Origin of the sequence: Legionella sainthelensi (genome assembly GCF_900637685.1) — a bacterium.
GTDB lineage: Bacteria > Pseudomonadota > Gammaproteobacteria > Legionellales > Legionellaceae > Legionella > Legionella sainthelensi.
The window spans coordinates 915,257-939,453 of record NZ_LR134388.1 but is presented as its reverse complement, the minus strand read 5'-3'; the positions used below and the strand labels follow the sequence as shown (position 1 = coordinate 939,453).

Below are 24,197 nucleotides of genomic sequence, written 5' to 3'. Positions count from 1 at the left end.
TCAATCTACCCCTTGATAACCAGTATAAGCTAAATCTTCAAAGCGCGTGTATTTGCCTATAAAGGCCACACGCACCTTACCAATAGGACCATTTCTTTGTTTGGCCACAATTATTTCTGCAGTACCTTTATCAGGGCTGTCTTCATAGTAAACTTCATCTCTATAAATAAAACAGATTAAATCAGCGTCTTGTTCGATTGCTCCCGATTCTCGTAAGTCAGACATAACGGGTCGTTTATCCGCGCGTTGCTCCAAACTTCTGTTTAACTGAGATAAAGCAATAACAGGTACCTGTAATTCTTTAGCCAATGACTTAAGACTGCGGGAAATTTCAGAGATCTCTGCAGTTCTGTTATCAGCATTAAATCCTGGCACTTTCATTAATTGCAAATAGTCCACTACAATCAACCCTAATGCACCATGCTCTTTGGCTAAACGTCTGGCACGTGCCCTCATTTCCCCTGGACTTAAAGCAGGAGTATCGTCAATAAACAAAGGGGCTTCCGAAAGCATGTGCACGGCTGAAGTGACTCGAGGCCAATCATCATCATCAAGTTTTCCAGTCCTAATCTTATGCTGATCAATGCGGCCTAATGAGGACATCATTCTCATGGCCAAAGAATCTGCAGGCATTTCCATAGAAAAAACCAGTACGGGTTTACCCGACTTAATTGCAGCATGCTCTGCCATATTCATTACTAACGTAGTTTTACCCATGGAAGGCCGACCTGCAACAATGACTAAGTCAGATGGCTGTAATCCAGAAGTCATTTCATCTAAATCAGATAGCCCCGTTGCCAGGCCAGTAATCGCATCTCCATTGTGATATAGCGCATCAATTTTTTCTACCGCACGGACTAAAATCGATTTTATATTTTCAGGGCCACCATCTCCCCCAGTTTGCTCTCCTATTGCAAATACTTTAGTTTCTGCTAAATCGAGCAACTCAGGAACCTCTCTGCCCTCCGGATTATATGCCGAATCAGCAATTTCTGTTGCTACTGCAATAAGCTGCCTTTGTACTGATTTTTCACGTACAATCTCAGCGTAAGCCGATATGTTAGCAACACTTGGGGTATTATTAGCAAGTTCAAATAAATAGGCTTCCCCACCTGCATCATCTAATTCATTATGTGATGTTAAGGCATCAAGTAAAGTGACTACGTCAAAAGGTTGATCTTTTTTAGCCAATGCAGAAATGGCACGGAATAAAATTCGATGTTCCGTACGATAAAAATCAGTTTCGCAGAGCTTATGGCTAATTTTATCCCAAACCTGATTATCCAACATCAATCCACCTATAATGGATTGCTCCGCCTCCACTGAATGCGGTGGGCGCTTTAATGGATCAACCGTTTTTTTTGCGTTTTGCAGCTCATACATGGCAATGATACAATGAAAATTAGAACAAAATGTATTGTAATGTTCTTTTAAAAAGATGTCATCCCGAATAGATACTATTCGGGAGCAATTATCCTAGATAAGCTTAGCGTTGTTATAGCATAGCGCTATTCTTTATGCCACACTTGTGTACGGCCTAATAAAGAAATTCCAAGATATCCGCGAACTAAAAGTTCATTTCCTTGAGCAGTGAGCTTAGCACGATAAATTTTACCTGTTTTGGGATCCAAAATAGAGCCACCACTCCATTGATTATCCCCTTCTTTCTTTAATCCCCACATAAACCGCAGTCCCACTATTTTTTTCCCTTTAAAAGCACCAGGACAATTTTCACAGATTCCAGTATCCCCTGGTTGCGGATACACTTTATCAATAACACCACTTAACACCCCACCAGACTCAGTAATAGTAACAACCGCTCTTTTGGCGCCAGTTTTATCATCTACAGTCACCCAGTTACCGACAGGGGCTTGGGATGCTGCTAATACCGCAGGGAAATAAAAAGTAGCAAGAACAAGACCACAGGCTCGCTTCCATAAGTTCATAATTTTCTCCATGTTTACAATCAGTTAATAGCTTATGCTATGAATAGAAACTATGCTAGTTTTTATTTAAATTTAACTTAACTATTCGCCAAGTTCATCGTAAAGCCATTTGACACACCTTGACGCACTTAATAGAACTTAATACATTCACATCTGCACATCCAAAATAGTGAATAGATATATTTAACTTAATGGCATAAAGAACTGCTCAATATCTTTTTCACTTAAAGCCGTCGCTTTTGTAGAGTCAGGGGATAGTACGCTTTCTCCCAAGAGCCTTTTTCTCTCCTGCATCGTTAAAATTGCTTCTTCTACAGTACCTGCGGTAATTAATTTATAAACAAATACTGGATTTTCCTGACCTATACGATGAGCTCTATCTGTAGCTTGGGCTTCAACAGCAGGATTCCACCATGGATCGTACTGAATCACGGTGTCTGCACGAGTTAAATTCAAACCCGTACCACCTGCTTTTAAACTAATCAAAAATACAGGCGTATTCCCTTCTTGAAATTTATCTACCATTGCCTGTCGGTGTTGCGTTTGGCCTGTTAACTTCAAATAATCATATTGGCGGGTACGTAACTCTTCTTCAATTAATTGCAACATAGAGGTAAATTGTGAGAAGACTAAAACTCGTCGCCCCTCACCAATTAGGTTATTTAGCAAATCCATTAACACTTCGAGTTTTGCAGAGGTACCATGAGCTATAGCAGCTTCTGGCAAAGACAATAATCTAGGATCACAACAAACTTGTCGTAGTTTGAGTAACGCATCGAGCAATAGAATATGACTTCTACCTAGACCTTGTTTTGCAATCGCATCACGTACCTTTTTTTCCATACTCATACGTATCGCTTCATAAAGATCGCGCTGTGCTCCAATAAGCTCAATGGTATGAGTCATTTCCGTTTTTGGTGGCAATTCTCTAGCAACCTGATTTTTTGTTCTTCTTAAAATAAAAGGTTGCACACGCTTTGTGAGAATTTCTCGTCTCTCTCTATCCGCATATTTTTCGATAGGACTCCTAAACCAAAGTCTAAACTGCTTGGCATCTCCTAATAAACCAGGCATTAAAAAATGGAATAAAGACCATAACTCACCTAAATGGTTCTCTAAAGGTGTACCTGTGAGGCATAAACGATGAGTGGCATGTAACTGTTGAATAATTTGAGTTGTTTTAGTGCGCGCATTCTTAATAAATTGGGCTTCATCCAAAATGAGATAATAAAAAGGATAGCTTACAAATTTTTCCTTATCCCGTTGAATTAATCCATAGGTCGAAATGACTAAATCATAGTCATCAAAATTATCCTGATGTCGTTCGGACCCATGATGGACTAAAACATTTAATTGGGGAGTAAATCGTTTTGCTTCAACCAACCAATTACCTACAAGACTTGTTGGTGCAACAATTAATGTAGCTGATTGAATCCGTCCTTGCTCCTTTTCATAGAGCAAATGTGCCAAAGTTTGTATCGTTTTACCTAATCCCATATCATCTGCCAGAATACCGTTAAAATGGCTGATGCGTAAAAACTGCAACCAACTCAATCCATAACGTTGATAATCTCTTAATTGTACTTGTAACCCCGAAGGGGATTGTATCTCTGGGATATTAGATGATAGGGTGAGTTGTCTTATTTGCTCTCTTAATGTCTCTGCTCCTTGCCAACGAGTTTTAATTGCTGCAATAGCCAACTCAGCTTCACGCATCAAAATTAATTGATATTTATTAAGAGAAACACTTTGATTTGCATCAACATGGCGCAGACCAAATTGCAATAATAATCGAATCAACGGCTTAATTCGCCCCATTTCCAACTGCAACGCACGACCATCTTGCAAAGGAAGCTTTACCAACTGATCATCAGAAAGATTATCCAAACTATTAGCACTATAACGTTGAATTAAATCAGCAATTAAAGGCACAATGCTCACTTGTTTGCCATCAACCAAAATTCCCAATTGATATGAAAAAAAATCAGTAGTACTTTCTTGAAGATCAGAATACCACTCTACTTCATCAGCACTAACAACTTCCTGATACAAAGTACCAACACACTCTACCTGCCAACCTCTTTCTTTTAGATCAGGGATTGATTGGCTACGAAGAAACTCTAAATCTGCCAAGACATTAATATTTTGAATAATAAAATCTACATTCTTTACCTTGCCCCATTGCTCATATTCCCAAGCCCTGGGCACCCTTAGGTCTAATATAGACTGGACTTCATCCCATTTTAATTTTTCAAACTCTTTATCGCGTAGATACTGAATTAAAACATCTTCCTGCTGGCGCACAACTGTGTCGCATTGATCTGAACCAGTAATCATTAAGCCTGCATAATCAAAAACAATATGTACGGTAAATAAAGCATGTAATTCTTCCTCAGTATCATAGAGCCAAGAGGATTCTTCATCAAATTCACTGATGGTATCAAGAATCAGTACCGGGATGGGGGTAACTTGACGTACTTCTCGTTGTTTAAAAACTTGAGGCACAGGAAATTCAGGGCAAGTATGCGCCATTTTATTTGCCAACAATTCTGCCTGCTCCAGCGGAATTGAAGGTGCCTCCAATAAATAACCCAATTGTTTTATGGGATATGGGGTAAGCAAACACCCTATTTTGGCTTCCGAATAATTAAAATACCAACTGTTATCAAGTAATAACGGCTTAAATACCTTGTCTTCATGCATTAATAATAAGTTTTGACTCCCATTGAGAGACAACATCCATTGACAAGTGCCTCTGATGGACTCGCCTAATTGAATTGCTTTATTTGGATTTTGTATAAAAAACGCTCTTCCAGTAGATATAATTCGTTCAAGTAGTTCACTATTACGGATGTTTAAAGAGTCAAACCAACCTGAAATACCACATTTAAACAGCAATAGAGCCACCAGATCATTATCATCACCAATAAAATGCTGTTTTTTGGAATCAGAAAGACTATTAAACGTGATCATTTTTCCATAACCACCACGTTTTAATAATTTAGCCAAAGCCAGTTTAACAACAACTCGATGCTCATAACCATCCAACTTTAGATCAATAAGATAAACTAAATGATGTGTAGCCTCTTGTGTTTTAATGATCGCAGCTTCTTGTGCACGTAAATTTTTTAGCCAACTATCCAGTCTTTTATCTAACTTATTTGCAGGCAAAGACTTAGAGTTGCTTTTTTCTCTCTCTCGTAATGCTAATAGACAGGCTGCGGCATGTTTGCAATTATGCTGATGTGTGCAAGTACAATGCGCTAACTTCTTGGGCCAAGCTTTTAAATCCATATGAACATCATAAATCTGGCTTGCACTCCCCTTGACTCGTCCCTTAAGCAAACCATCACTGAACCGAATATTAAGCACATGCCCTTTTTCAAAATACTCTTGCCCACGCAATAATATCTTAGCCTCAAAAACATCTGGCATTGTTGATAGTGCTTCATTTAACATAAAATGTATTTATTACTGGGCCAAGGATCTATTTTAATGTGAATTTCTTATAAAAATAAGTATTTTTTATAATGAATTGCTTTTATTTAGAATATTATTACGTAAAATGAGTCGCATTTATACAATATCCTGTTCGTTTAACATCATAAAAGGACTTTTATTTTAGTCAATTTTTAAATTAATTAACAATTTAATCTTTTAATTAATAATACTTTGTATTAATTTATCGCACCTTGATTCCATTAGAGTATATATCATGCAAAATAAGCTTACAGTTTTAATGGCACAAATTAATCCTACTGTAGGGGCATTAACATCCAATAGAGATAAAATTATTGAGATTATCAAAAGCCAACAACTTGATCATGATATTATAATCTTTCCTGAACTCGCATTAACAGGTTACCCTCCTGAAGATTTACTCTTCCGTAAAGAGTTTCAGCAAAACGTCAATGAAAACTTACAGCTAATTCAGACTGTAACTGAAGATTGTTATGTACTGATAGGACATCCTTCTCAAGAGAAACAACAGAGATATAATAGTGTAAGCATCTTTTATCAAGGACAGAAAGTTGGTGAGTACCACAAACAAAATCTACCAAACTATGCAATCTTTGATGAAGCTCGTTATTTTACTCCAGGTAAAAAGAATCCTTGCCTCTTAGAAATCAACCATTACAAGGTAGGAATTATCATATGTGAAGATTTATGGCAACCAGGTCCAGCAGAAGATTTAATTGAACATGGTATTTCAGTTTTACTGATTTTAAACGCATCGCCATTTGATTCCAGTAAATACCCAAAAAGGGAAGCTTTATTAAAATCTTATGCAAAACGAGGGATATCCATTATATATGTTAACCAAGTGGGTGGCCAAGACGAACTTCTTTTCGATGGACAATCAATAGCTATAGATTCCCAAGGAAGAATTAGTGCACGCGGAGCAGCATTTAAAGAAAATTTATCTACGGTTGAAATACAAGGGAATCAAATCAAAGGAATTATATCCCCCTTGCTTGAAAACGAAGCGTTGCTCTACGAAGCCTTGGTTTGTGGTACTCGCGATTATGTTAATAAAAATCATTTTCCAGGTGTTTTAGTTGGACTCTCGGGTGGAGTTGACTCTGCTTTAACGCTTGCTATTGCAGTAGATGCCTTAGGCGCAGACCGAGCTCATGCCGTGCTGATGCCTTCTCGATATACAGCGCAGATGAGCAATGAAGATGCTCTAACGCAAATTAAACAGTTACAAGTATCTCATTCTATACTTTCGATTGAATCAGCATTTGAAGCATTAATAGCTACCCTAGAACCTTTGTTTCTCGGATTACCTTCTGATACTACAGAAGAAAATATACAAGCGAGAATTCGCGGGTTATTAATCATGGCACTCTCTAATAAAACAGGTAAAATGGTGCTTACAACGTCCAATAAAAGCGAATCTGCCGTTGGGTATGCCACTTTATATGGAGATATGGCAGGTGGTTTTGCAGTACTAAAAGATGTGCTTAAAACCCAGGTTTATGCCTTGGCACGCTATCGTAACACTCTTTCTCCTGTCATTCCCGAGCGCGTTTTAACCCGAGCGCCTTCTGCAGAACTAAGGCCCGATCAAACCGATCAAGACAGTTTACCTGAATACGCGGTACTCGATGCAATAATTGTTGGATACATAGAACAAAATTTAAGTCCAGAAGAAATAATGCAACAAGGATTTGCACCTGAAACAGTAGCAAAAGTAATTCAACTGATTAAACATAATGAATACAAACGTCGTCAATCTCCACCCGGAATTAAAATAAGCCCACGAGCCTTTGGTAAAGATTGGCGTTATCCAATAACTAATGGTTTTAAAAATCAATAAATAAATACTGACAACTTATTATTCACATTAATGAGCGTGCTATCGCACGCAAATTTGTTCCAGGCCTTTACTCTGATGTTCATTTCAAGGTGTTATTCATGGATGGAGTGACCTCTTCAACATCTCCCGTCACTTCGCTTTGATTTTGCCAAAACATTGGTAATTGAGAAAGCGCTGCATATCGTTCTGGTTTTAACTTTTTAGGAGGATTCTGAATAGCAAGCGGCTCATTAGCGGGATCAGAAACAGAGGGGGCTTTCTCAGATATTTTTTTTACTCTGTCTTCCAAATGCAGTCTTACTTTATCAAATAAGCTGAGATCGAGTCTGCCAACATGCCTGTCCTGTGTAGTTTCGTCTTTAGAGCTTTGCCTTTTTAATACTTTCTCAAGCATTTCATTCATATGTTCTAATTTGGAGGCAGAAAAAGGTTGTGTGGTTTTGATATGCAGCAAATTAGCTTTTAATTGTAATTTATCTGTTTGATTCAATGGTGCTTCATGAGCAGCCAGCCAAGAATCCAGTTTAGGATAATGAGCCAAATCAATTTTATTTGGAACCCCTATACTATTAATCCACCAAAGACTAGTTTCCTTTTCTGTATGATGTAAAACAAAAGTCGATACAATTCCATTGGCTATCAGATTTTCATTGGTTAAAGGGGCATATGAATTTTTATCCTGGGGATTGATAATTACTTGAATTTTAGAAAGATAGTGATCTCGAGCTTTAATGCACTCTTTTTTGATTTGCTTTAAACTGACTGAGCTAAGCTTTTCAATATCCGGCTTCTCCAGAGTAGCAAGCTTCAAAATTAACTCATTGCCAGGAGATAGTGGGTACGTTTCACCATTTTCATCAACCCAAGACAAATGCCATAAATCATTTTTAAAATTCAAGGCAAAGACGGTTTTATCTTGTTGTTTGAGTCGTGTTTCTCTCGCATTAGTTAAGTCATTAAAAATTAATATATTTTCGGTTGACTGACGCTCACTTTTGCGCATTGATTCTCGCTCAAGCTCTCGAGCCTTAATTGTTTCCAATGTAGATTTATATTGAAACATAAAGCTATCAATTTGTTTAATGACTAAATCTTTAAGTTCAAGAATAAATGAATGAACAAATGGTTCATCTATAGACGCATAATCAGGAACAGCATCAATTAACTCTAAAAATAACAAATAATTATATGAGCCTATCTTCCATTCACCATCACTGATTATCAGTTTAAATTCTTGCAACCGGGTATAAGCATCCGGAAAATTCTGCATCACATTGATTGATTGATCTACTTTTTCACCGCGAGTGCGAGTATATTGATAAAACCACCCTGTAAGCCAAGATTTTATAGGACGTTCATACTTTTCTTCTGCTCTTTTGGCGATAGCAATAATTTTTTTACGCCCTTCCTCTGATTCGTTTGCAATTATAGCCAACACTTGATCAACAAATTCTTTAGATATCTCTAATGGTTTTTTTTTTGGCATTTTTTGAAACTCCCTTTTCATGATGCAAAATCATCATTACATTAATGTTTATTTTATACAAGTAGAAAATTATTGTGCTAAATTGCTCGCATAAATCTAGAACCATCAATTTTTCTTCATTATGCATTTTTAGGTTTTAATAATTATCTTTTTTTTTCAATTACTCTCTTCCATGAGCTTTTTGCCTAAATTTTTATCTTTAAAGATGAAAGCATTATTCATGAAGGGAACAAAATACTATTCATCTCAATTATCTATTAAGAATTTTTAAAAATTAAAAATGACAAATTGAAGTATAGACAGGGTTTTAAATCTTGCCACTACAAATACAGCACTCCTAAAAAAATATATGCTTCTGATATTGCAAATTTAAAGTAACACGTTAACATGATTCGACAAAAAAATAATAACGAAGGGATGTTATGAAATTAGCATTATTTTCTACCGCTTTATTAGCTAGCGGTCTTGCTTCAGCTGCAACTCCGGTCAATGGGTGGTATTCCAGCGTTTTTGGTGGTTATGCATACATACCTGGATATACTTCTCGGTTTGATTCTGGATTTTTCTTTTCAGACACGGCTTATCGAAATGGTTTTAACTTGGGTGCTCGTTTAGGGTATCAAAGTAATCCTCTCCGCTACGAAATTGAATACACTTATCTCCAAGCGGATACTAAAAAATTTGATGTTTTTCTTATTCCGCAAGCGGGTGTTTCAGGAAACACTCATGCAAATATTGGCATGGCAAATATTTATTATGATTTCGCAGATGTCATTCTACCCACGATTTCTCCCTTTCTTGGCGTCGGTATTGGTTATGCCTATATTCAAAACTCTTTAGAAAGTACTGGCCCATTCGGAGCTATCTTTTTTAAACAAAATAATGGTGTTTTTGCCTATCAAGGCACTGCTGGATTGACTTATAATTTTGCAGAAAATTTTGCCATAAATGCCTCATACCGTTATTTAGCAACAAGTTCTTCGGATACATTTGGTAAAACATTCCAATCTCAAATGGGTGATGTGGGTGTCGTTTATCGTTTTGATCAATGCGATTACAAGTAGTTATTTTTTGTTCAAAGTTTCCTTCTGATTTAGAGACAGGTTAAAAATTATTGTCTTTTAGATTAGGCCCTGACTTCCCTACTAAACTTTCGAAAGGACATCATCCTCCGCGCAAAATGCGGGGGATCTACTAAAGAGCATCTCTGCAAGGTAAAGTTGCTATTCGCTATATTCCAAAATTCTTACGCCAATGGCTGTTAAGGTTATAAAGCATATAAAGTTGGTTGAACGTATAATGATTCATAACGCCTTCATATGCTGCTCATTCAATTGATTACAATTAGTGCGGATTTGTGGTTCTTGCCATAATGTAACGAATAAAACCATAACTAATGGTCCTACAAATAACCCCAGTAAACCTAAAGTTTCAACTCCCCCTAAGATACCAAATAAAACTGCCAAAAAGGGTAATTCAATCGCACCACCAATTAATGCAGGTTTAATAAAATGATCTGCAATAAACATAACTAAGGTTCCCCAAACAAGCACAGCGATTGCACCAAACATACTACCACATGCAAATAAAATCATGGCTACTGTAATAAAAACGATGGGCACAACAAAGGGAATCATTGCTGCAAGTGCGGTAATAAATCCCACCAAAGTAGGTGCCGGAAAGCCAACTAAACCATAACAAACTCCCATTAAAAAGCCTACTCCAAGCCCTACAACTATTGTTCCATTCACTGTTGCTCTCAAAGCTTTAGGAAGCCTATCTGCATAGCGGAACCATCTTTTACCTAGACAGTTCTCGCCTACAAGATAAATTTGTTTGATTAATTGATCGCCATCACGATAAAAGAAAAATAAACTTAATAATGTAAAACCTACTTGAACACTTCGATGAGCTAAATTAGAACCAATTTGTTTTACATAGTAACTGGTTGGTGTTAAAGATAAATGAATATTGGATAACAATCCTTTAATCATTCCGGGTTTGCCAATATTATTATCCCAGTAAACGACCAAATCACTTCCTATCCAAGGAAAATTCTTCAAAAACTCAGGAGCCATGCCTCCTTTTTCATTTAGGCTTTGTAAAAAATTAATGAATATTTGTAACTCCTTGATGAGAAGCCCGACCAACCAGCTCAGAGGGAGTAGAAACAACAATCCAATTAACGTTGTGAAAAGTAAAGCCGATAAATCGTCCTTACTTCCAAAAAATCGACGCCATCTTTCATACAAGGGGTAAGTAGCAATCACAATAATAGAGGCCCATATCATAGATGGGATAAAGCGATGAATAATAAACAAGCTAAGAGCTATAATTCCTACAGTTAGGCCCATACTAATGAGCTCTTTATGATTCTCATTCATCAAGCAAAACCCCACGCTAAAATTTGCACAATTATCCAGGCAGGAATCGCTGCTAAAACATCATCAAGCATGATTCCTAAGCCACCAGGTACTTTTTGATCTATATATTTTATTGGGTTTGGCTTCCATATATCGAAAATTCGAAACAAAATAAAACCGCAGATCATCCAGAATAATCCTTTGGGAGCCATAAACATAGTCAGTAAATAACCAACGACCTCATCCCAAACAATTCCTTTATAATCATGCACGCCTAACTCTTGAGAAACTTTCTCACAAACCCAAACACCTAAAACAAATGCAATCAATGTAATAAAAAGATAAACCGTCCAATGAGTTCCTATAAGTAACAAATAAAGCGGCACAGCAGCCAATGTTCCCCAAGTACCAGGAGCCGCAGGCATTAACCCTGTACCAAATCCAAAAGCGATAAAGTAAATAGGGTTTTGAAAAACACATCTAGCTAAATTAATTTGTTTCATCATTTTCTCAATGTCATTTATCATCAATGCAGGTGATTAAAAATCATCCATCTAACGAAAAAAATTTAAAAATGTGTGTAACCTACTGGTCTTAACGCATTACACTGATTGTCAGCATTATTTATCCTTATCCCAGGAGCAGACTCTATCACACCTATAGGATAGCAAAGCAAATTTGCGTTCTTAAATTCGTTCATCAATGAAGGAAATTTATTTTCTGGCACCGTAAAACATAACTCGTAATCATCCCCGCCTGTTAAGGCTAAGTCAACTGCTTTACGGTGCAAATATTTTTTAAGTAAAAAATGTGTTGGAATTGCATTTTCATTCAGGCAAGCCCCTACACCACTGGCAACACAAATATGATTTAAGTCTGCACTAAGCCCATCAGAAATATCTACGGCTGCAGTTGCATACCCTCGTAAAAAATTAATTAAATCAATACGAGGTTTAGGATGCAATAATTTTTGCATTAATTCCGTTTTCTCTTGTTGGGGTATTTCCGTATCAAGTAATTTTATAGCTAATGCTGCAGCTCCTAGCTCTCCTGAAACTAAAACAATGTCTCCAGGTTTCGCACCACTGCGTGATACAGCTTGTCCTTCAGGTGCTATACCCAAAATAGTCATTGTAATCGATAAAGGACCTCGAGTTGTATCACCACCAATTAAAGTCATATTAAACTGATTTAGAGAATCCTTTAATCCCTGCGCAAACGAAGTCAGCCACTGGGAATTTATTTCAGGCAAAGTTAAAGCAAGCGTAATCCAGCAGGGTTTTGCAGCCATAGCTGCCATATCACTAACATTAACCATAATGGATCGACAAGCTATATCATAAGCATTCCATTGAGGCAAAAAATGCACATCTGAAACTAAAGTATCCGTGCTTACCAGCAAGTTCACACCATCCGAGAGGTGCAAACAAGCAGCATCATCACCAATACCAAATATAACTTCATCCCTTTTTAAATCAAGCGGTTTAAAAAACTGAGCAATGAGTGAAAACTCATCCATTGCTATGACTGATTTCAATTGAGCGAACTTGGCGCGCCAGGTTGTTTAATACGCCATTGACATAACGATATCCATCTTGAGAACCAAACTCTTTAGTTAATGAGATAGCCTCGTCAAGTACCACTTTATAAGGGATTTCAGGGCAATAGAGTAATTCAAAAGAACCCAAACGCAACACTGTAAGTTCAATTGGATTAAGCGCAGAGATTTCTCTATCGAGAAAAGGACTAATACTTGTCTCTAAGGAAGTAACATGTTCAGGGACGCCATGTAATAAACGGCAAAAATAATCGACATCTACTTTATCCATTTTATTAATGACACGAAATTGTGTTTCTATTTCATAGACATCGGTTCCCGCCATTAACCATTGATAAAGAGCCTGAAGTGCCAATTTTCTGGCTTTTCTTTTACCGCTTATTGACTGCTTTTCCACCTTAACCTCATAAACGTTCTTAAATAAATAACAATACCAATTGCTCAACATACTAAATGCAAACAAATCCTAGTGCTCTAAGTGAAAATCTTGGTGAACGTCCTTATTTGATACATATTGATACAAAGTGAATAACGGTCCTACTCCTTATTCATCTGATCAATAGTTAGCCTGAAATCACTCACATCTTTAAAGCGTTTATATACCGAGGCAAATCGTACATAAGCAACATGATCAAGACTAAATAATTCTTTCATCACTAACTCACCTACAATTTGAGAATCAATTTCTCGCTCTCCCCGACGGCGTATTTCTTGAGTTATTGAAATAATTGCAGCCTCCAATGCATCAACACTCACCGGTCTTTTTTCCAAAGCACGCAACATACCTGAACGCAAATTTTCTATATTAAATAGCTCACGTCTCCCATCTCGCTTTACAATTAATGGCATAATTAATTCAGCTGTTTCAAAAGTAGTAAAACGTTCATGACAAACAAGGCATTCTCTTCTGCGACGTACTTGAGCCCCTTCAGCAACTAAACGTGAATCAACTACTTTTGTTTCTTCTGCATGACAAAATGGACAATACATGATTATTTATAAACCGGAAACTCACGACATAAAAGTAAAACTTGTTCTTTCACTTTTGCTATAGTCGCTTCATTATTAATATCATCAAGAATATCTGCTATCCAATTTGATAAAAGATTAATTTCCTTTTCTTTAAACCCTCGTGTTGTTACTGCAGGTGTTCCTAAACGCAAACCGCTAGTGACAAATGGGGAGCGCGGATCATTAGGAACAGTATTTTTATTCACAGTAATATTTGCTTTGTCCAGAGCAATGTCCGCATCCTTACCTGTAATATTTTTATCAATTAAATCGACTAATAGTAAATGATTGTCTGTACCGCCAGAAACAATTTTATAGCCTCTATTCATTAATACAGACGCCATTGTTTTTGCATTTAACAAAATTTGCTGTTGATACGCCTTAAATTCAGGGAGTAAAGCTTCTGCAAAAGAAACTGCTTTAGCTGCAATGACGTGCATTAAAGGTCCGCCTTGAGAACCAGGGAATACAGATGAATTCAGTTTTTTCTCAATTTCTTCATTGGCACGACATAAAATCATTCCACCTCTTGGGCCTCTTAATGTTTTATGCGTCGTAGTTGTCACGACATCTGCATAAGGTATAGGAGAAGGATAAAGACCTACAGCGATTAATCCAGCAACATGTGCCATATCTGCCATTAAATAGGCGCCTACTTTATCTGCTATCGTCCTAAATCTTTGCCAATCCACCACACGCGAATAAGCAGAAAATCCAGCAATAATTAATTTAGGTTTATGCTCTAAAGCCAAATGTTCCACAGCATCGTAATCAATCAAACCAGTCTGAGCATCTACACCATAAGCCACGGATTCATACAGTTTACCTGAGAAATTAACCTTGGACCCATGGGTTAAATGCCCTCCGTGAGGTAAAGCCATTCCCAAAACCACATCACCAGGGGCGATTAATGCCATCATGACCGCCGCATTGGCTTGGGAGCCAGAATGAGGTTGGACATTAACGTAATCAGCACCAAACAGTTTTTTTGCCCGCGCAATAGCTAATTGCTCCGCAACATCAACATACTCACATCCGCCATAATAACGCTTGCCTGGATAGCCTTCAGCATATTTGTTGGTCAATACAGATCCTTGAGCCTGAAGAACACGTGGACTGACATAATTTTCTGATGCAATAAGCTCAATGTGCTCTTCCTGTCGTTGTTGCTCATTAACAATCGATTGAAAGAGTTCATCATCAAAATTTTGTATGGTATAGCTGTCATCAAACATAAATCATCCTAAAGAAAAAAGTTAAGATCGAACAATGATGTCATTACGCACCCTTCTCACACCATCTACATTTGCAGCAATTGCTCCTGCGCGTTGTTTTAATCGTTCAGTAGCCACAAAACCACTAAGTTGCACTTCATCTTTAAAGGTTTTTACTTGTACTGCTAAACCAGTAGTTCCTAATTGATTCACTAAAGTCGCTTTTACCTTAGTCGTTGTGGTGGAACTATCAAGAAATTCTCCTGTGCTTTCTCTACCTGGAGAAGCGACGCATGCTATGACTAGTATAGATAAAAGCACCACAAACATCATTTTCAGTGAGTTACGCATCTCCAACCCCCTAAAGAAAAAACTCCAATAGACTACCACAAAATTTGATGGTATACGAATTGTGAATACAAATTGCAATGAATCATACTCACGAAGATCGGGATTTTTCCTGTGCTTGTGTAACTTTAGAATCAGAATTTGCTTTTTTAACAGCTGGGCGATGACCACGCTTAGGATTGCGATAATCATGGGGATGCTCATCAAAACCATATATTTCTGAACGAGGAGGAACAGAATTAAAATATCCCGCATCATAATATTCAGGTTGAGTCATCTTACAAGAAATCAAACTTGAGAGTAGTACAAAACAAATCATCAAACGTTTCATGAGCAGTTTCCCTCATAGAAAAAAAGGGAAGTTGCACTGAAATGCAGCTTCCCTATTCGCTAATAAGTAATCTTAATTCTTACTTATTTTGCTGTTACTTCAACTTTAACATTTTTATCATTTTCGTTCTTATTAACGCCATTAGCTAAGTAAGGTACGATTCGAATTGTAGAATTTACAGTAGTAAATTGATCATAAATTACTACATTGTATGGGAAGCGGATCGATTCAATTGTAACACGCATGCCAGAGTGGCAATAGCCATAATAAAATAAATCAATATAATGAGCTGAATCCAAGCTAGGAATCATAAAAGCAGGTAAACCTATGCCATCATCGAAAATACCATAGACGTAAACATCATCATAAGATCTGTTTATCACTTCAATTTGGCAGTAACCTGGAAACATAGAAGGTTTGCTAACAGCATTTTTATTATTACCAGCTTCATTAGCTTTTGGATGCATATGTTGATTTGCTGCAATAGCATGACCAAACAATCCAAAACAAATAGCAAACAACAAGGACTTCAACTTCATGGTTTCTCCTTTGATTGATGAAAGCCGCATAGTAGCAAAGTGTTGAATTTAGTCAATAGGATATTTTTATAACCATGAAATATATTTTTATAAATCCAAAATCGATAAAATTGAATTATATAAAGACAATTAAAGGTAATAAAATTTATCTTTCGTGTTATATTTGGCAGACTTGAAAATTTGCCGTTTTCTAAAAATTCAGGAGAGCATTGATGAAGTTAGTAAAAAAACGAATGACCATTATGGGAATAATCTTACTGATTGTTTTCGGTGGAATCATTGCGTTTAACTTGATAAAAGCATTCTTGATCAAACGCTTTTTTGCTAACTACCAACCACCAGCTGTTTCTGTATCTTCAGCTGTCGCAAAGGCTGTAGATTGGCAACCAACAATCAATGCGGTAGGTAATTTTGTAGCTATTAATGGGGTAGACGTAAACTCACAAGCCGCAGGAAATGTCATTAAAATTGATTTTGAGTCTGGGCAATATGTTGATAAAGATGCACCATTGATCACCATTGATGACAGTGTTGATCAAGCAGTACTCAAGTTTAATCAAGCTGAACTAGCCATTAAAAATTTAAATTATCAACGCCAAAATGATTTATATAAGCGTGGCGCTTCCCCCATATCAAACGTAGATGAAGCTAAAGCAAATCGCGATCAAGCTCAAGCTAAATTAGAACAAACGGAAGCACAAATAAAACAAAAACATATTACGGCTCCTTTTGCAGGAAAATTAGGCATACGTCAGATCAATTTGGGACAATTTATTAGCCCAGGACAAACATCGATTGTTTCCTTGCAATCACTTGATCCGCTTTATTTACAATTTTACCTTCCAGAACAGCTTTATAAAAAGATAAAACCCAATCAAACCATTACATTTTCTGTAGAAGCATTTCCTAATGCTCTTTTTGAAGCAAAGGTTACAGCAATTAACTCAAAAGTGGATCAAAACACACATAATGTGCTCGTCCAAGGGACTCTTGCCAATTGTCCTACTTCAGCAATTAAAAAACCTGCACAATCATCTCTAGTAAAAATTCGAAAAGAACATTTAGGAAAAAAATTGATTGTTTCTTGTAATTCTGAACTTAACGCTCAAAATAAAGTCCATAGTTTTACATTTGTTCCAGGAATGTTTGCTTCGATTGATATAAGCCAACCCCCGATACCAAACACAGTTATAGTTCCTTCTACTGCAATTTCTTACAGCCTATACGGCAACGCAATCTATATTATCGAGAAGAATGCAGAGGGTAAGAAAAATAAGGATGGTTCAGATCTCCTAACGGTGAAACGTGTCTTTGTCACTATAGGTGAACAACAAGGGAATTATACGGTCATTAAAAAAGGGATTAAAGCAGGACAATTAGTCGTAAGCGCAGGGGAAATAAAATTACAAAATGGTACTCCTGTATCAATCAATAACGAAGTCAAACTTGATGAAGTGAGTAATCCAGATATGTTAGGACAATAGACTTTAAATTACTTATATTCGACACAATTGGCATAAAATACTTTTTGTGTCGCTAACAGCAGTTTTATGTGTACATCGTCTGTTGCAGAATTTTTTAATCAGGAAAAGTTATGAAATTTACCGATCTCTTTATCAAACGGCCTGTGCTTGCCATGGTAATTAGTTTGCTTATTTTTCTTTTTGGCGTTAACGCCATTTACAATATGCAAATTCGCCAATATCCTCGTATGGATAATACAGTGATTACCATAATGACGGGTTATCCAGGAGCAGATGCAGATCTTATCGCAGGCTTTATTACTTCTCCTATAGAAAAAGCGGTAGCAAGTGCTGAAGGGATCGATTATATGACTTCTTCAAGTACTCAAGGATTAAGTACCATTACATTAAATATTAAACTAAATTTCGATCCCCAAATTGCCTTTACAGATGTGATGAGTAAAGTGCAACAAACAATCAACCAACTCCCTAAAGAATCTCAACAACCCGTTATTCTAAAAACTTCCGATGCCTCCACAGCTTTGATGTACATCAGTTTGGACAGCACCCAAATGACCCCACAGCAAATCACTGACTATGCGACCCGTGTGGTACAACCGCAATTGCAAACAGTAGATGGGGTAGCCAAAGCTGACATTTTAGGGGGATCTACTTACTCAATGCGTATTTTTCTTGACCCAAAAAAAATGGCAGCATTGGGTGTTTCACCTTCTGATGCATCTGCAGTACTTGCTAAAAACAATTTCCTAACCGCCGCAGGGAATACAAAAGGAGAATATGTAGCACTCAGTATTACTGCTAAAACAGATCTGAATAATGCGGATCAATTCAGTAATCTTATTGTCAAAAGTGATAAAGGCTCTATAGTACGCTTACGCGATATTGGAAAAATAGAGTTAGGCTCACAAAGTTATGACTCATCGGTAACCTTTAATGGCAAAAAGGCAGTATTCATTTCTATAACGCCTACTCCAACAGCGAATCCTCTAACTGTGATCAGTGCAGTTAGGAAGATGTTACCCTCTGTAATCAAAGAATTCCCACCCTCTTTAACAGGAACAATAGTCTATGATGCAACGGCATTTATCAGAGCGTCTCTGGACGAAGTAACACATACCATTATTGAAGCGGCATTAATTGTTATTGTTGTCATTTTTTTATTCTTAGGCTCTATTCGTTCTGTTTTTATTCCTCTAGTGACTATTCCTTTATCGTTAGTGGGTGTATGTACCCTAATGCTCATACTCGGATACAGTATTAATCTATTGACTTTGCTGGCTTTTGTTTTAGCCATCGGCTTAGTTGTGGATGATGCAATTGTAGTAGTTGAAAATGTACACCGCCATATAGAGGAGGGAAAAACTCCCTTTGATGCTGCAATGATAGGTGCACGAGAGATTGCTACTCCAGTTATTGCGATGACGATAACACTGGCTGCAGTCTATGCACCTATTGGCTTTATGGGAGGACTGACTGGCGCTTTGTTCAAAGAGTTTGCTTTTACCTTAGCAAGTGCAGTAATTATTTCCGGAATCATTGCCTTAACTTTATCACCCATGATGTGTTCCAAAGTTTTATCAAGAGACATCTCTAGTAGTAAGTTTGTACATTTCCTTGATACTTTTTTTAATAAACTTAAATCAAAATATCAAAAAGCATTACACAGTTTACTCGATACTCGCGTGATCATGCTCTATTTTGCAGCGGTTGTGATTCTGATGCTTCCTTACCTGTATACTCATACTTCAGCAGAAACAGCACCTGATGAAGATCAAGGCTTCTTTTTTGTCATGGCCATGATCCCTCAATACGCAACACTTAATTATATAGAAGCATTTACCAAACCATTTGACGAAATTTATAAAAGTTTTCCTGAAACAGAAAATTATTTTACCGTAAATAATAATCAACCTATTTCAGGTATGGTACTTAAGCCCTGGAATGAACGTAATAAAAGCCAATTTGCCTTGAAACAACCTTTACAAGACAAGTTATCCAATGTCGCCGGATTAAATGCTTTTGCTATCGTCCCTCCTCCACTTCCTGGTGGGGGTGGAGGAACTCCAATACAATTTGTTATCAAAACAACAAATGATTTTCAAAGTTTACTTGATGTCTCGAACAAGCTTACAGAAAAGGCCAAGAAAAGTGGCTTATTTATCTATGTAGATAATTCACTTAAATTCAATCAACCCCAAATTGTAATGAACATTAATCGCTCTAAAGCTTCAGAAATGGGATTAGACATGCAAGCGGTTGGAAGTAGTTTAACAAGTGCGCTATCAGGTAATTATGTCAATTATTTTAACCTTGAAGGGCGAAGCTATCAGGTAATACCACAGTTAAGTCGTTCCTTTCGTATGAGTCCAGAAGAATTAGGACAAATTTATGTAAGAACCATTAATGGCACGATGGTCCCTCTCTCAACCGTAGTCACTTTGGTAGAAAAAACCGTACCAAATGCAGCCTCGCATTTTCAACAAATGAACTCCGCAACCATTCAAGCAGTAATGATGCCGGGAAAAACCTTGGGTGAAGGATTACAATTTTTACAAAAAGAAGCGGATCAAGTTTTACCTAAAGGATTTTCTTATGATTATGGGGGTGAATCAAGACAGTTTATGCAAGAAGGCAACGCATTACTCTTTGCTTTTGTTTTTGCAATTATAATCATATTTTTAGTGCTTTCTGCTCAATATGAAAGCTTTCGCGATCCCCTTATTGTCCTTATTAGTGTTCCCATGTCAATTTGTGGTGCCTTGATTCCTTTAAATTTAGGATTAGCAAGTATTAACATTTATACACAAGTGGGTTTAATCACACTTATTGGCTTAATCTCAAAGCATGGAATTTTAATTGTAGACTTTGCTAACCATTTACAACGAGAAAAAAATCTTGATAAACGGGCCGCGGTAGAAGAGGCTGCTGGAATTAGATTAAGACCAATTCTCATGACGACTGCCGCCATGGTATTTGGGGTTTTACCACTTTTAATTGCCAGTGGGGCTGGGGCAGTAAGTCGCTTTGATATTGGGTTAGTTATCGCTACTGGGTTACTTATTGGAACTGGATTCACCTTATTTGTGGTTCCTACATTATATACTTATATTGCCGAGGACCATCGGTCCAAAACATCTGAACCTCAATTTGATGAAGCAAAGATTCCTGATGTGCAGTTACCCAACCAAAAACATTAAATAGTGCGAATTGGGGATAAGGATTTTATGAGATCGAGCATGTAACGCTTGCGCTTAATTCTCGCCCCAACTTCACACATCCTTGCTCAACTTATTATGTAATTTGTGATACCATTTCTAGTTTTATCAGTACAGGTTTAATTATGGATAAAATCTATTCCCCAGAAGCAATTGAAAAAGCACGTTACAAGCATTGGGAAAATCATCATTATTTTCAACCTTATGGTGACGGCCAAAAATTTTGCATCATGCTCCCACCTCCTAATGTCACCGGTAGCTTACATATGGGGCATGGTTTTCAGCACACAATTATGGATGCATTAACTCGTTATCACCGAATGTTAGGCGATAAAACATTGTGGCAACCTGGAACCGATCATGCGGGAATATCAACCCAGCTCGTGGTTGAGCGACAACTTGAAGCATCCGGTATTTCTCGAAAAGATCTCACTCGGGAACAATTTTTACAGCGTGTATGGGAATGGAAAAACGAATCAGGCAATACCATAACCCAACAAATGCGACGCTTAGGTGCATCAGTTGACTGGAGTCGCGAACGATTCACTATGGATGAAGGATTGTCTGCGGCTGTGCAAAAAGTATTTGTGCAACTCTATGATGAAGGATTAATTTATAGAGGTACACGTTTGGTGAATTGGGATCCTAAGTTAGGTACTGCGGTATCAGATCTTGAGGTAATCGCAGAAGAAGAAGATGGTTTTCTTTGGCATATTCGTTATCCCATTGTGGACTCAACAGAGTTTTTGATCGTTGCTACTACAAGACCTGAAACAATGCTAGGTGATACAGCAGTTGCGGTACATCCCGAAGACTCACGATTTAAACATCTTATTGGACAAGAGGTGCATCTACCTCTTTGCAACAGAACTATTCCTATTATTGCAGATGAATATGTTGATAAAGAATTCGGAAGTGGCTGCGTTAAAATTACCCCTGCGCATGATTTTAATGATCATGAGGTAGGTAAACGCCATCAACTACCCCTAATCAATATATTAACTAAAAAAGGCTCTATTAATAAAAATGCACCAATAAAATATCAAGGCATGGATCGATTTGTCGCAAGAGAACAAATCATCAAAGATTTAGCAGCAACTGATTTACTGCTTAAAACCGAACCACATAAACTTAAAGTTCCCCGCGGCGAGAAATCACATGTCATCATTGAACCCCTTTTAACCGACCAATGGTATGTTAAAACACAACCCTTGGCTGAACCTGCTATTGCTGCTGTACAAAACGGCGATATTCGTTTTATACCCGAAACCTGGACGAAAACTTATTTTCAATGGATGAATAATATTGAAGATTGGTGCATTAGCCGCCAACTATGGTGGGGACATCGGATACCTGCCTGGTATGACAGTAATGGGAATGTCTACGTAGGCTATAGTGAAAATGATGTGCGTTTTAAATATAAAATTAAAGACTCTACGGTGCTAAAACAAGATGAAGATGTTCTGGATACTTGGTTTTCCTCTGCGCTTTGGCCTTTTTCAACTCTAGGCTGGCCTGAACGCACTCCTGAATTGGAGCAATTCTATCCAACCTCTGTTCTGGTTACCGGCTTTGACATTATCTTTTTTTGGGTCGCTCGTATGATTATGATGGGCTTAAAATTTACAGGAAAAATTCCTTTTAAAGAAGTGTTTATTACCGGACTCATCCGCGACAGTGAAGGGCATAAGATGTCTAAATCTAAAGGGAACGTACTTGATCCTTTAGATATTGTTGACGGTATTGATCTTGAATCATTAATTGCAAAACGAACATCTAATTTAATGCTTGAGTCAGTTCGCGATAAAATCGTTAAGGCTACACGTAAAGAATTTCCAGAAGGCATTAGCGCCTATGGAACAGATGCACTACGCTTCACATATTGCTCGCTTGCATCAACAGGACGTAATGTACGTTTTGACATAGGCCGTGTTGAAGGGTATCGAAACTTTTGTAATAAACTTTGGAATGCCGCACGATATGTCTTGTTGAATACAGATGAAGAGCAAATCGATTTTGGAGATGGAGCATTTCAGTATAGCCCTGCCGATCAATGGATTTTATCTCGCTTACAACGCACTATAAGTAAAGTCCATCATTATTTTGAAACCTATCGATTTGATTTATTATCAAACACCATTTATGAATTTGTCTGGCACGAATATTGTGACTGGTACTTAGAATTATCTAAGCCTATATTACAAGATGAACATGCATTGAGTGCCTTGAAAAGAGGCACACGTAAAACACTTATCCATGTCTTGGATCAAATTCTAAAAATGTTGCATCCATTAATGCCATTTATTACTGAAGAAATTTGGCTACGAACCACAAAATTAACCAGTGAAAATGGTGCAAGTATTATGGTCAGCGCCTATCCTCAAGTCAATGAAGAATTTATTGATAATACTATTGAAGAAGAATTAGAGTGGTTAAAATCTGCTATTCAAGCAGTACGTACCATACGTAGTGAAATGTCGATTTCACCTGCCAAGTATATTCCACTTTATATTCGCAATATTACACCCATACTCAAAGAACGTTTAGAAAAATACCAAGATACGTTCAAAGCATTGAGTAAATTAAGCCACATTCATTGCCTTAATCCAGATGAAAAAGCTCCAGTCTCAGCAACAGCGGTATTAAACGAACTTGAGTTACTCATTCCTATGGCTGATTTAATTGATAAGGAAGCTGAATTAACTCGACTTACTAAAGAATTAGCAAAATTGGATAAAGACATCAGCTTGGCCGAAGGTAAATTAAATAATCCTAAATTCACGGATAAGGCACCAGCAGAAATTATTGCTAAGGAACAAGAAAAATTTACCCAAGCCCAGCAAGCTAAAGAAAAACTATTGGAACATAAAGCTAGAATAGAATCGCTGTAAACTGGGGGTACTGTGATGATTGCAAACGAATTGAGTTATGAGTATCACCATATGGGCATACCGACTTCTACGCCTATGCCCAATGAAAAATACAGTTCTACATTTAAAATGTATACAACAGATGGCAACAATCCTTTTCGGATCCAATGGCATCGATTTGAAGAAGGCTGTCCATTGCATCCGCTGATTCAATCAACTCCGCATGTAGCATTTAAAGTAAATAGCATTGATGAGGCTATTGCTGGAAGAACTGTTTTACTAGAGCCTTATTATCCTTTCGATAGATTTCGCGTTGCCATGGTTGAAATTGATGGAGCTCCTGTAGAGTTCATTGAAACAACATTAACTGAAGAAGAAATTTGGGGGAACTCTCATAAAGGTTCTATGATATATCCTGAACAAGAGTAAAACCCCATCGCGCAGAATTAGAAGAACCCAGTGACGAGAGTTCCAAATGATTAATTGAAAAAAATTAATGCGAAGCATCC

General features: G+C 37.3%; 19 protein-coding genes. 6 read left to right on the top strand and 13 right to left on the bottom strand.

Translation table 11 applies throughout. From position 1 onward, the window contains the following. From dnaB to EL220_RS04115, 3 genes are all read right to left on the bottom strand, one after another. Positions 1-1,383, bottom strand: a complete 1,383-nt coding sequence (gene dnaB / locus EL220_RS04125) for a replicative DNA helicase (protein ID WP_027270992.1) — start codon at positions 1,381-1,383, stop codon at positions 1-3. A 125-nt stretch (positions 1,384-1,508) separates the two neighbouring features. After that, positions 1,509-1,946 (bottom strand): DUF2147 domain-containing protein, encoded by a 438-nt coding sequence (locus EL220_RS04120; RefSeq protein ID WP_027270993.1) that lies wholly within the window; start codon positions 1,944-1,946, stop codon positions 1,509-1,511. A 183-nt stretch (positions 1,947-2,129) separates the two neighbouring features. Further along, positions 2,130-5,405 carry a DEAD/DEAH box helicase gene (locus EL220_RS04115; protein WP_027270994.1) on the bottom strand — a complete coding sequence of 1,092 codons (3,276 nt, stop codon included), beginning with the start codon at positions 5,403-5,405 and terminating at the stop codon, positions 2,130-2,132. A gap of 256 nt (positions 5,406-5,661) precedes the next feature. On the opposite strand from EL220_RS04115, the gene EL220_RS04110 reads away from it, so the two are divergent. Further along, entirely contained in the window at positions 5,662-7,269 is a 1,608-nt protein-coding gene (locus EL220_RS04110) for an NAD+ synthase (RefSeq protein ID WP_027270995.1), read from the top strand. 79 nt (positions 7,270-7,348) lie between these two features. On the opposite strand, the gene EL220_RS04105 is transcribed toward EL220_RS04110, so the two are convergent. Beyond that, positions 7,349-8,755 (bottom strand): hypothetical protein, encoded by a 1,407-nt coding sequence (locus EL220_RS04105; RefSeq protein WP_027270996.1) that lies wholly within the window; start codon positions 8,753-8,755, stop codon positions 7,349-7,351. Between the two features lie 422 nt (positions 8,756-9,177). Here EL220_RS04105 and EL220_RS04100 point away from each other — a divergent pair, with 422 nt between their 5' ends. Continuing rightward, positions 9,178-9,819: an outer membrane protein gene (locus EL220_RS04100; protein WP_027270997.1), complete on the top strand. Its 642-nt coding sequence runs from the start codon at positions 9,178-9,180 to the stop codon at positions 9,817-9,819. A gap of 240 nt (positions 9,820-10,059) precedes the next feature. Here EL220_RS04100 and EL220_RS04095 read toward each other — a convergent pair whose 3' ends face one another. From EL220_RS04095 to EL220_RS04055, 9 genes are all read right to left on the bottom strand, one after another. Then, a complete protein-coding gene (locus EL220_RS04095) occupies positions 10,060-11,139 on the bottom strand; it encodes an AI-2E family transporter (protein ID WP_027270998.1) in 1,080 nt (359 codons plus the stop codon). Then, positions 11,139-11,621: a phosphatidylglycerophosphatase A family protein gene (locus tag EL220_RS04090; protein WP_027270999.1), complete on the bottom strand. Its 483-nt coding sequence runs from the start codon at positions 11,619-11,621 to the stop codon at positions 11,139-11,141. The genes EL220_RS04095 and EL220_RS04090 overlap by 1 nt, the downstream gene beginning before the upstream one ends. Before the next feature lie 65 nt (positions 11,622-11,686). Next, positions 11,687-12,637 (bottom strand): thiamine-phosphate kinase, encoded by a 951-nt coding sequence (thiL, locus tag EL220_RS04085; RefSeq protein ID WP_027271000.1) that lies wholly within the window; start codon positions 12,635-12,637, stop codon positions 11,687-11,689. Further along, complete coding sequence (nusB, locus tag EL220_RS04080; protein WP_027271001.1) at positions 12,630-13,073, bottom strand: transcription antitermination factor NusB; 444 nt, start codon at positions 13,071-13,073, stop codon at positions 12,630-12,632. The genes thiL and nusB overlap by 8 nt, the downstream gene beginning before the upstream one ends. A gap of 140 nt (positions 13,074-13,213) precedes the next feature. After that, a complete protein-coding gene (gene nrdR, locus EL220_RS04075; protein WP_027271002.1) occupies positions 13,214-13,666 on the bottom strand; it encodes a transcriptional regulator NrdR in 453 nt (150 codons plus the stop codon). 2 nt (positions 13,667-13,668) lie between these two features. Beyond that, a complete protein-coding gene (gene glyA, locus EL220_RS04070) occupies positions 13,669-14,922 on the bottom strand; it encodes a serine hydroxymethyltransferase (protein WP_027271003.1) in 1,254 nt (417 codons plus the stop codon). Positions 14,923-14,943: 21 nt separating this feature from the next. Beyond that, entirely contained in the window at positions 14,944-15,252 is a 309-nt protein-coding gene (locus EL220_RS04065; RefSeq protein ID WP_027271004.1) for a BON domain-containing protein, read from the bottom strand. Positions 15,253-15,340: 88 nt separating this feature from the next. Continuing rightward, complete coding sequence (locus EL220_RS04060) at positions 15,341-15,580, bottom strand: hypothetical protein (RefSeq protein WP_027271005.1); 240 nt, start codon at positions 15,578-15,580, stop codon at positions 15,341-15,343. 83 nt (positions 15,581-15,663) lie between these two features. Beyond that, complete coding sequence (locus tag EL220_RS04055) at positions 15,664-16,119, bottom strand: hypothetical protein (protein ID WP_027271006.1); 456 nt, start codon at positions 16,117-16,119, stop codon at positions 15,664-15,666. A gap of 212 nt (positions 16,120-16,331) precedes the next feature. Between EL220_RS04055 and EL220_RS04050 the strand changes: the two genes are divergently transcribed. The 4 genes from EL220_RS04050 (at position 16,332) to EL220_RS04035 (ending at position 24,117) form a co-directional block, all read left to right on the top strand. Then, positions 16,332-17,603, top strand: a complete 1,272-nt coding sequence (locus tag EL220_RS04050; protein WP_027271007.1) for an efflux RND transporter periplasmic adaptor subunit — start codon at positions 16,332-16,334, stop codon at positions 17,601-17,603. Positions 17,604-17,713: 110 nt separating this feature from the next. After that, a complete protein-coding gene (locus EL220_RS04045) occupies positions 17,714-20,800 on the top strand; it encodes an efflux RND transporter permease subunit (protein ID WP_027271008.1) in 3,087 nt (1,028 codons plus the stop codon). 143 nt (positions 20,801-20,943) lie between these two features. After that, a complete protein-coding gene (locus EL220_RS04040) occupies positions 20,944-23,709 on the top strand; it encodes a valine--tRNA ligase (protein WP_027271009.1) in 2,766 nt (921 codons plus the stop codon). Positions 23,710-23,724: 15 nt separating this feature from the next. Continuing rightward, positions 23,725-24,117, top strand: a complete 393-nt coding sequence (locus EL220_RS04035; protein ID WP_035906028.1) for a glyoxalase/bleomycin resistance/dioxygenase family protein — start codon at positions 23,725-23,727, stop codon at positions 24,115-24,117. Positions 24,118-24,197: the final 80 nt, after the last annotated feature.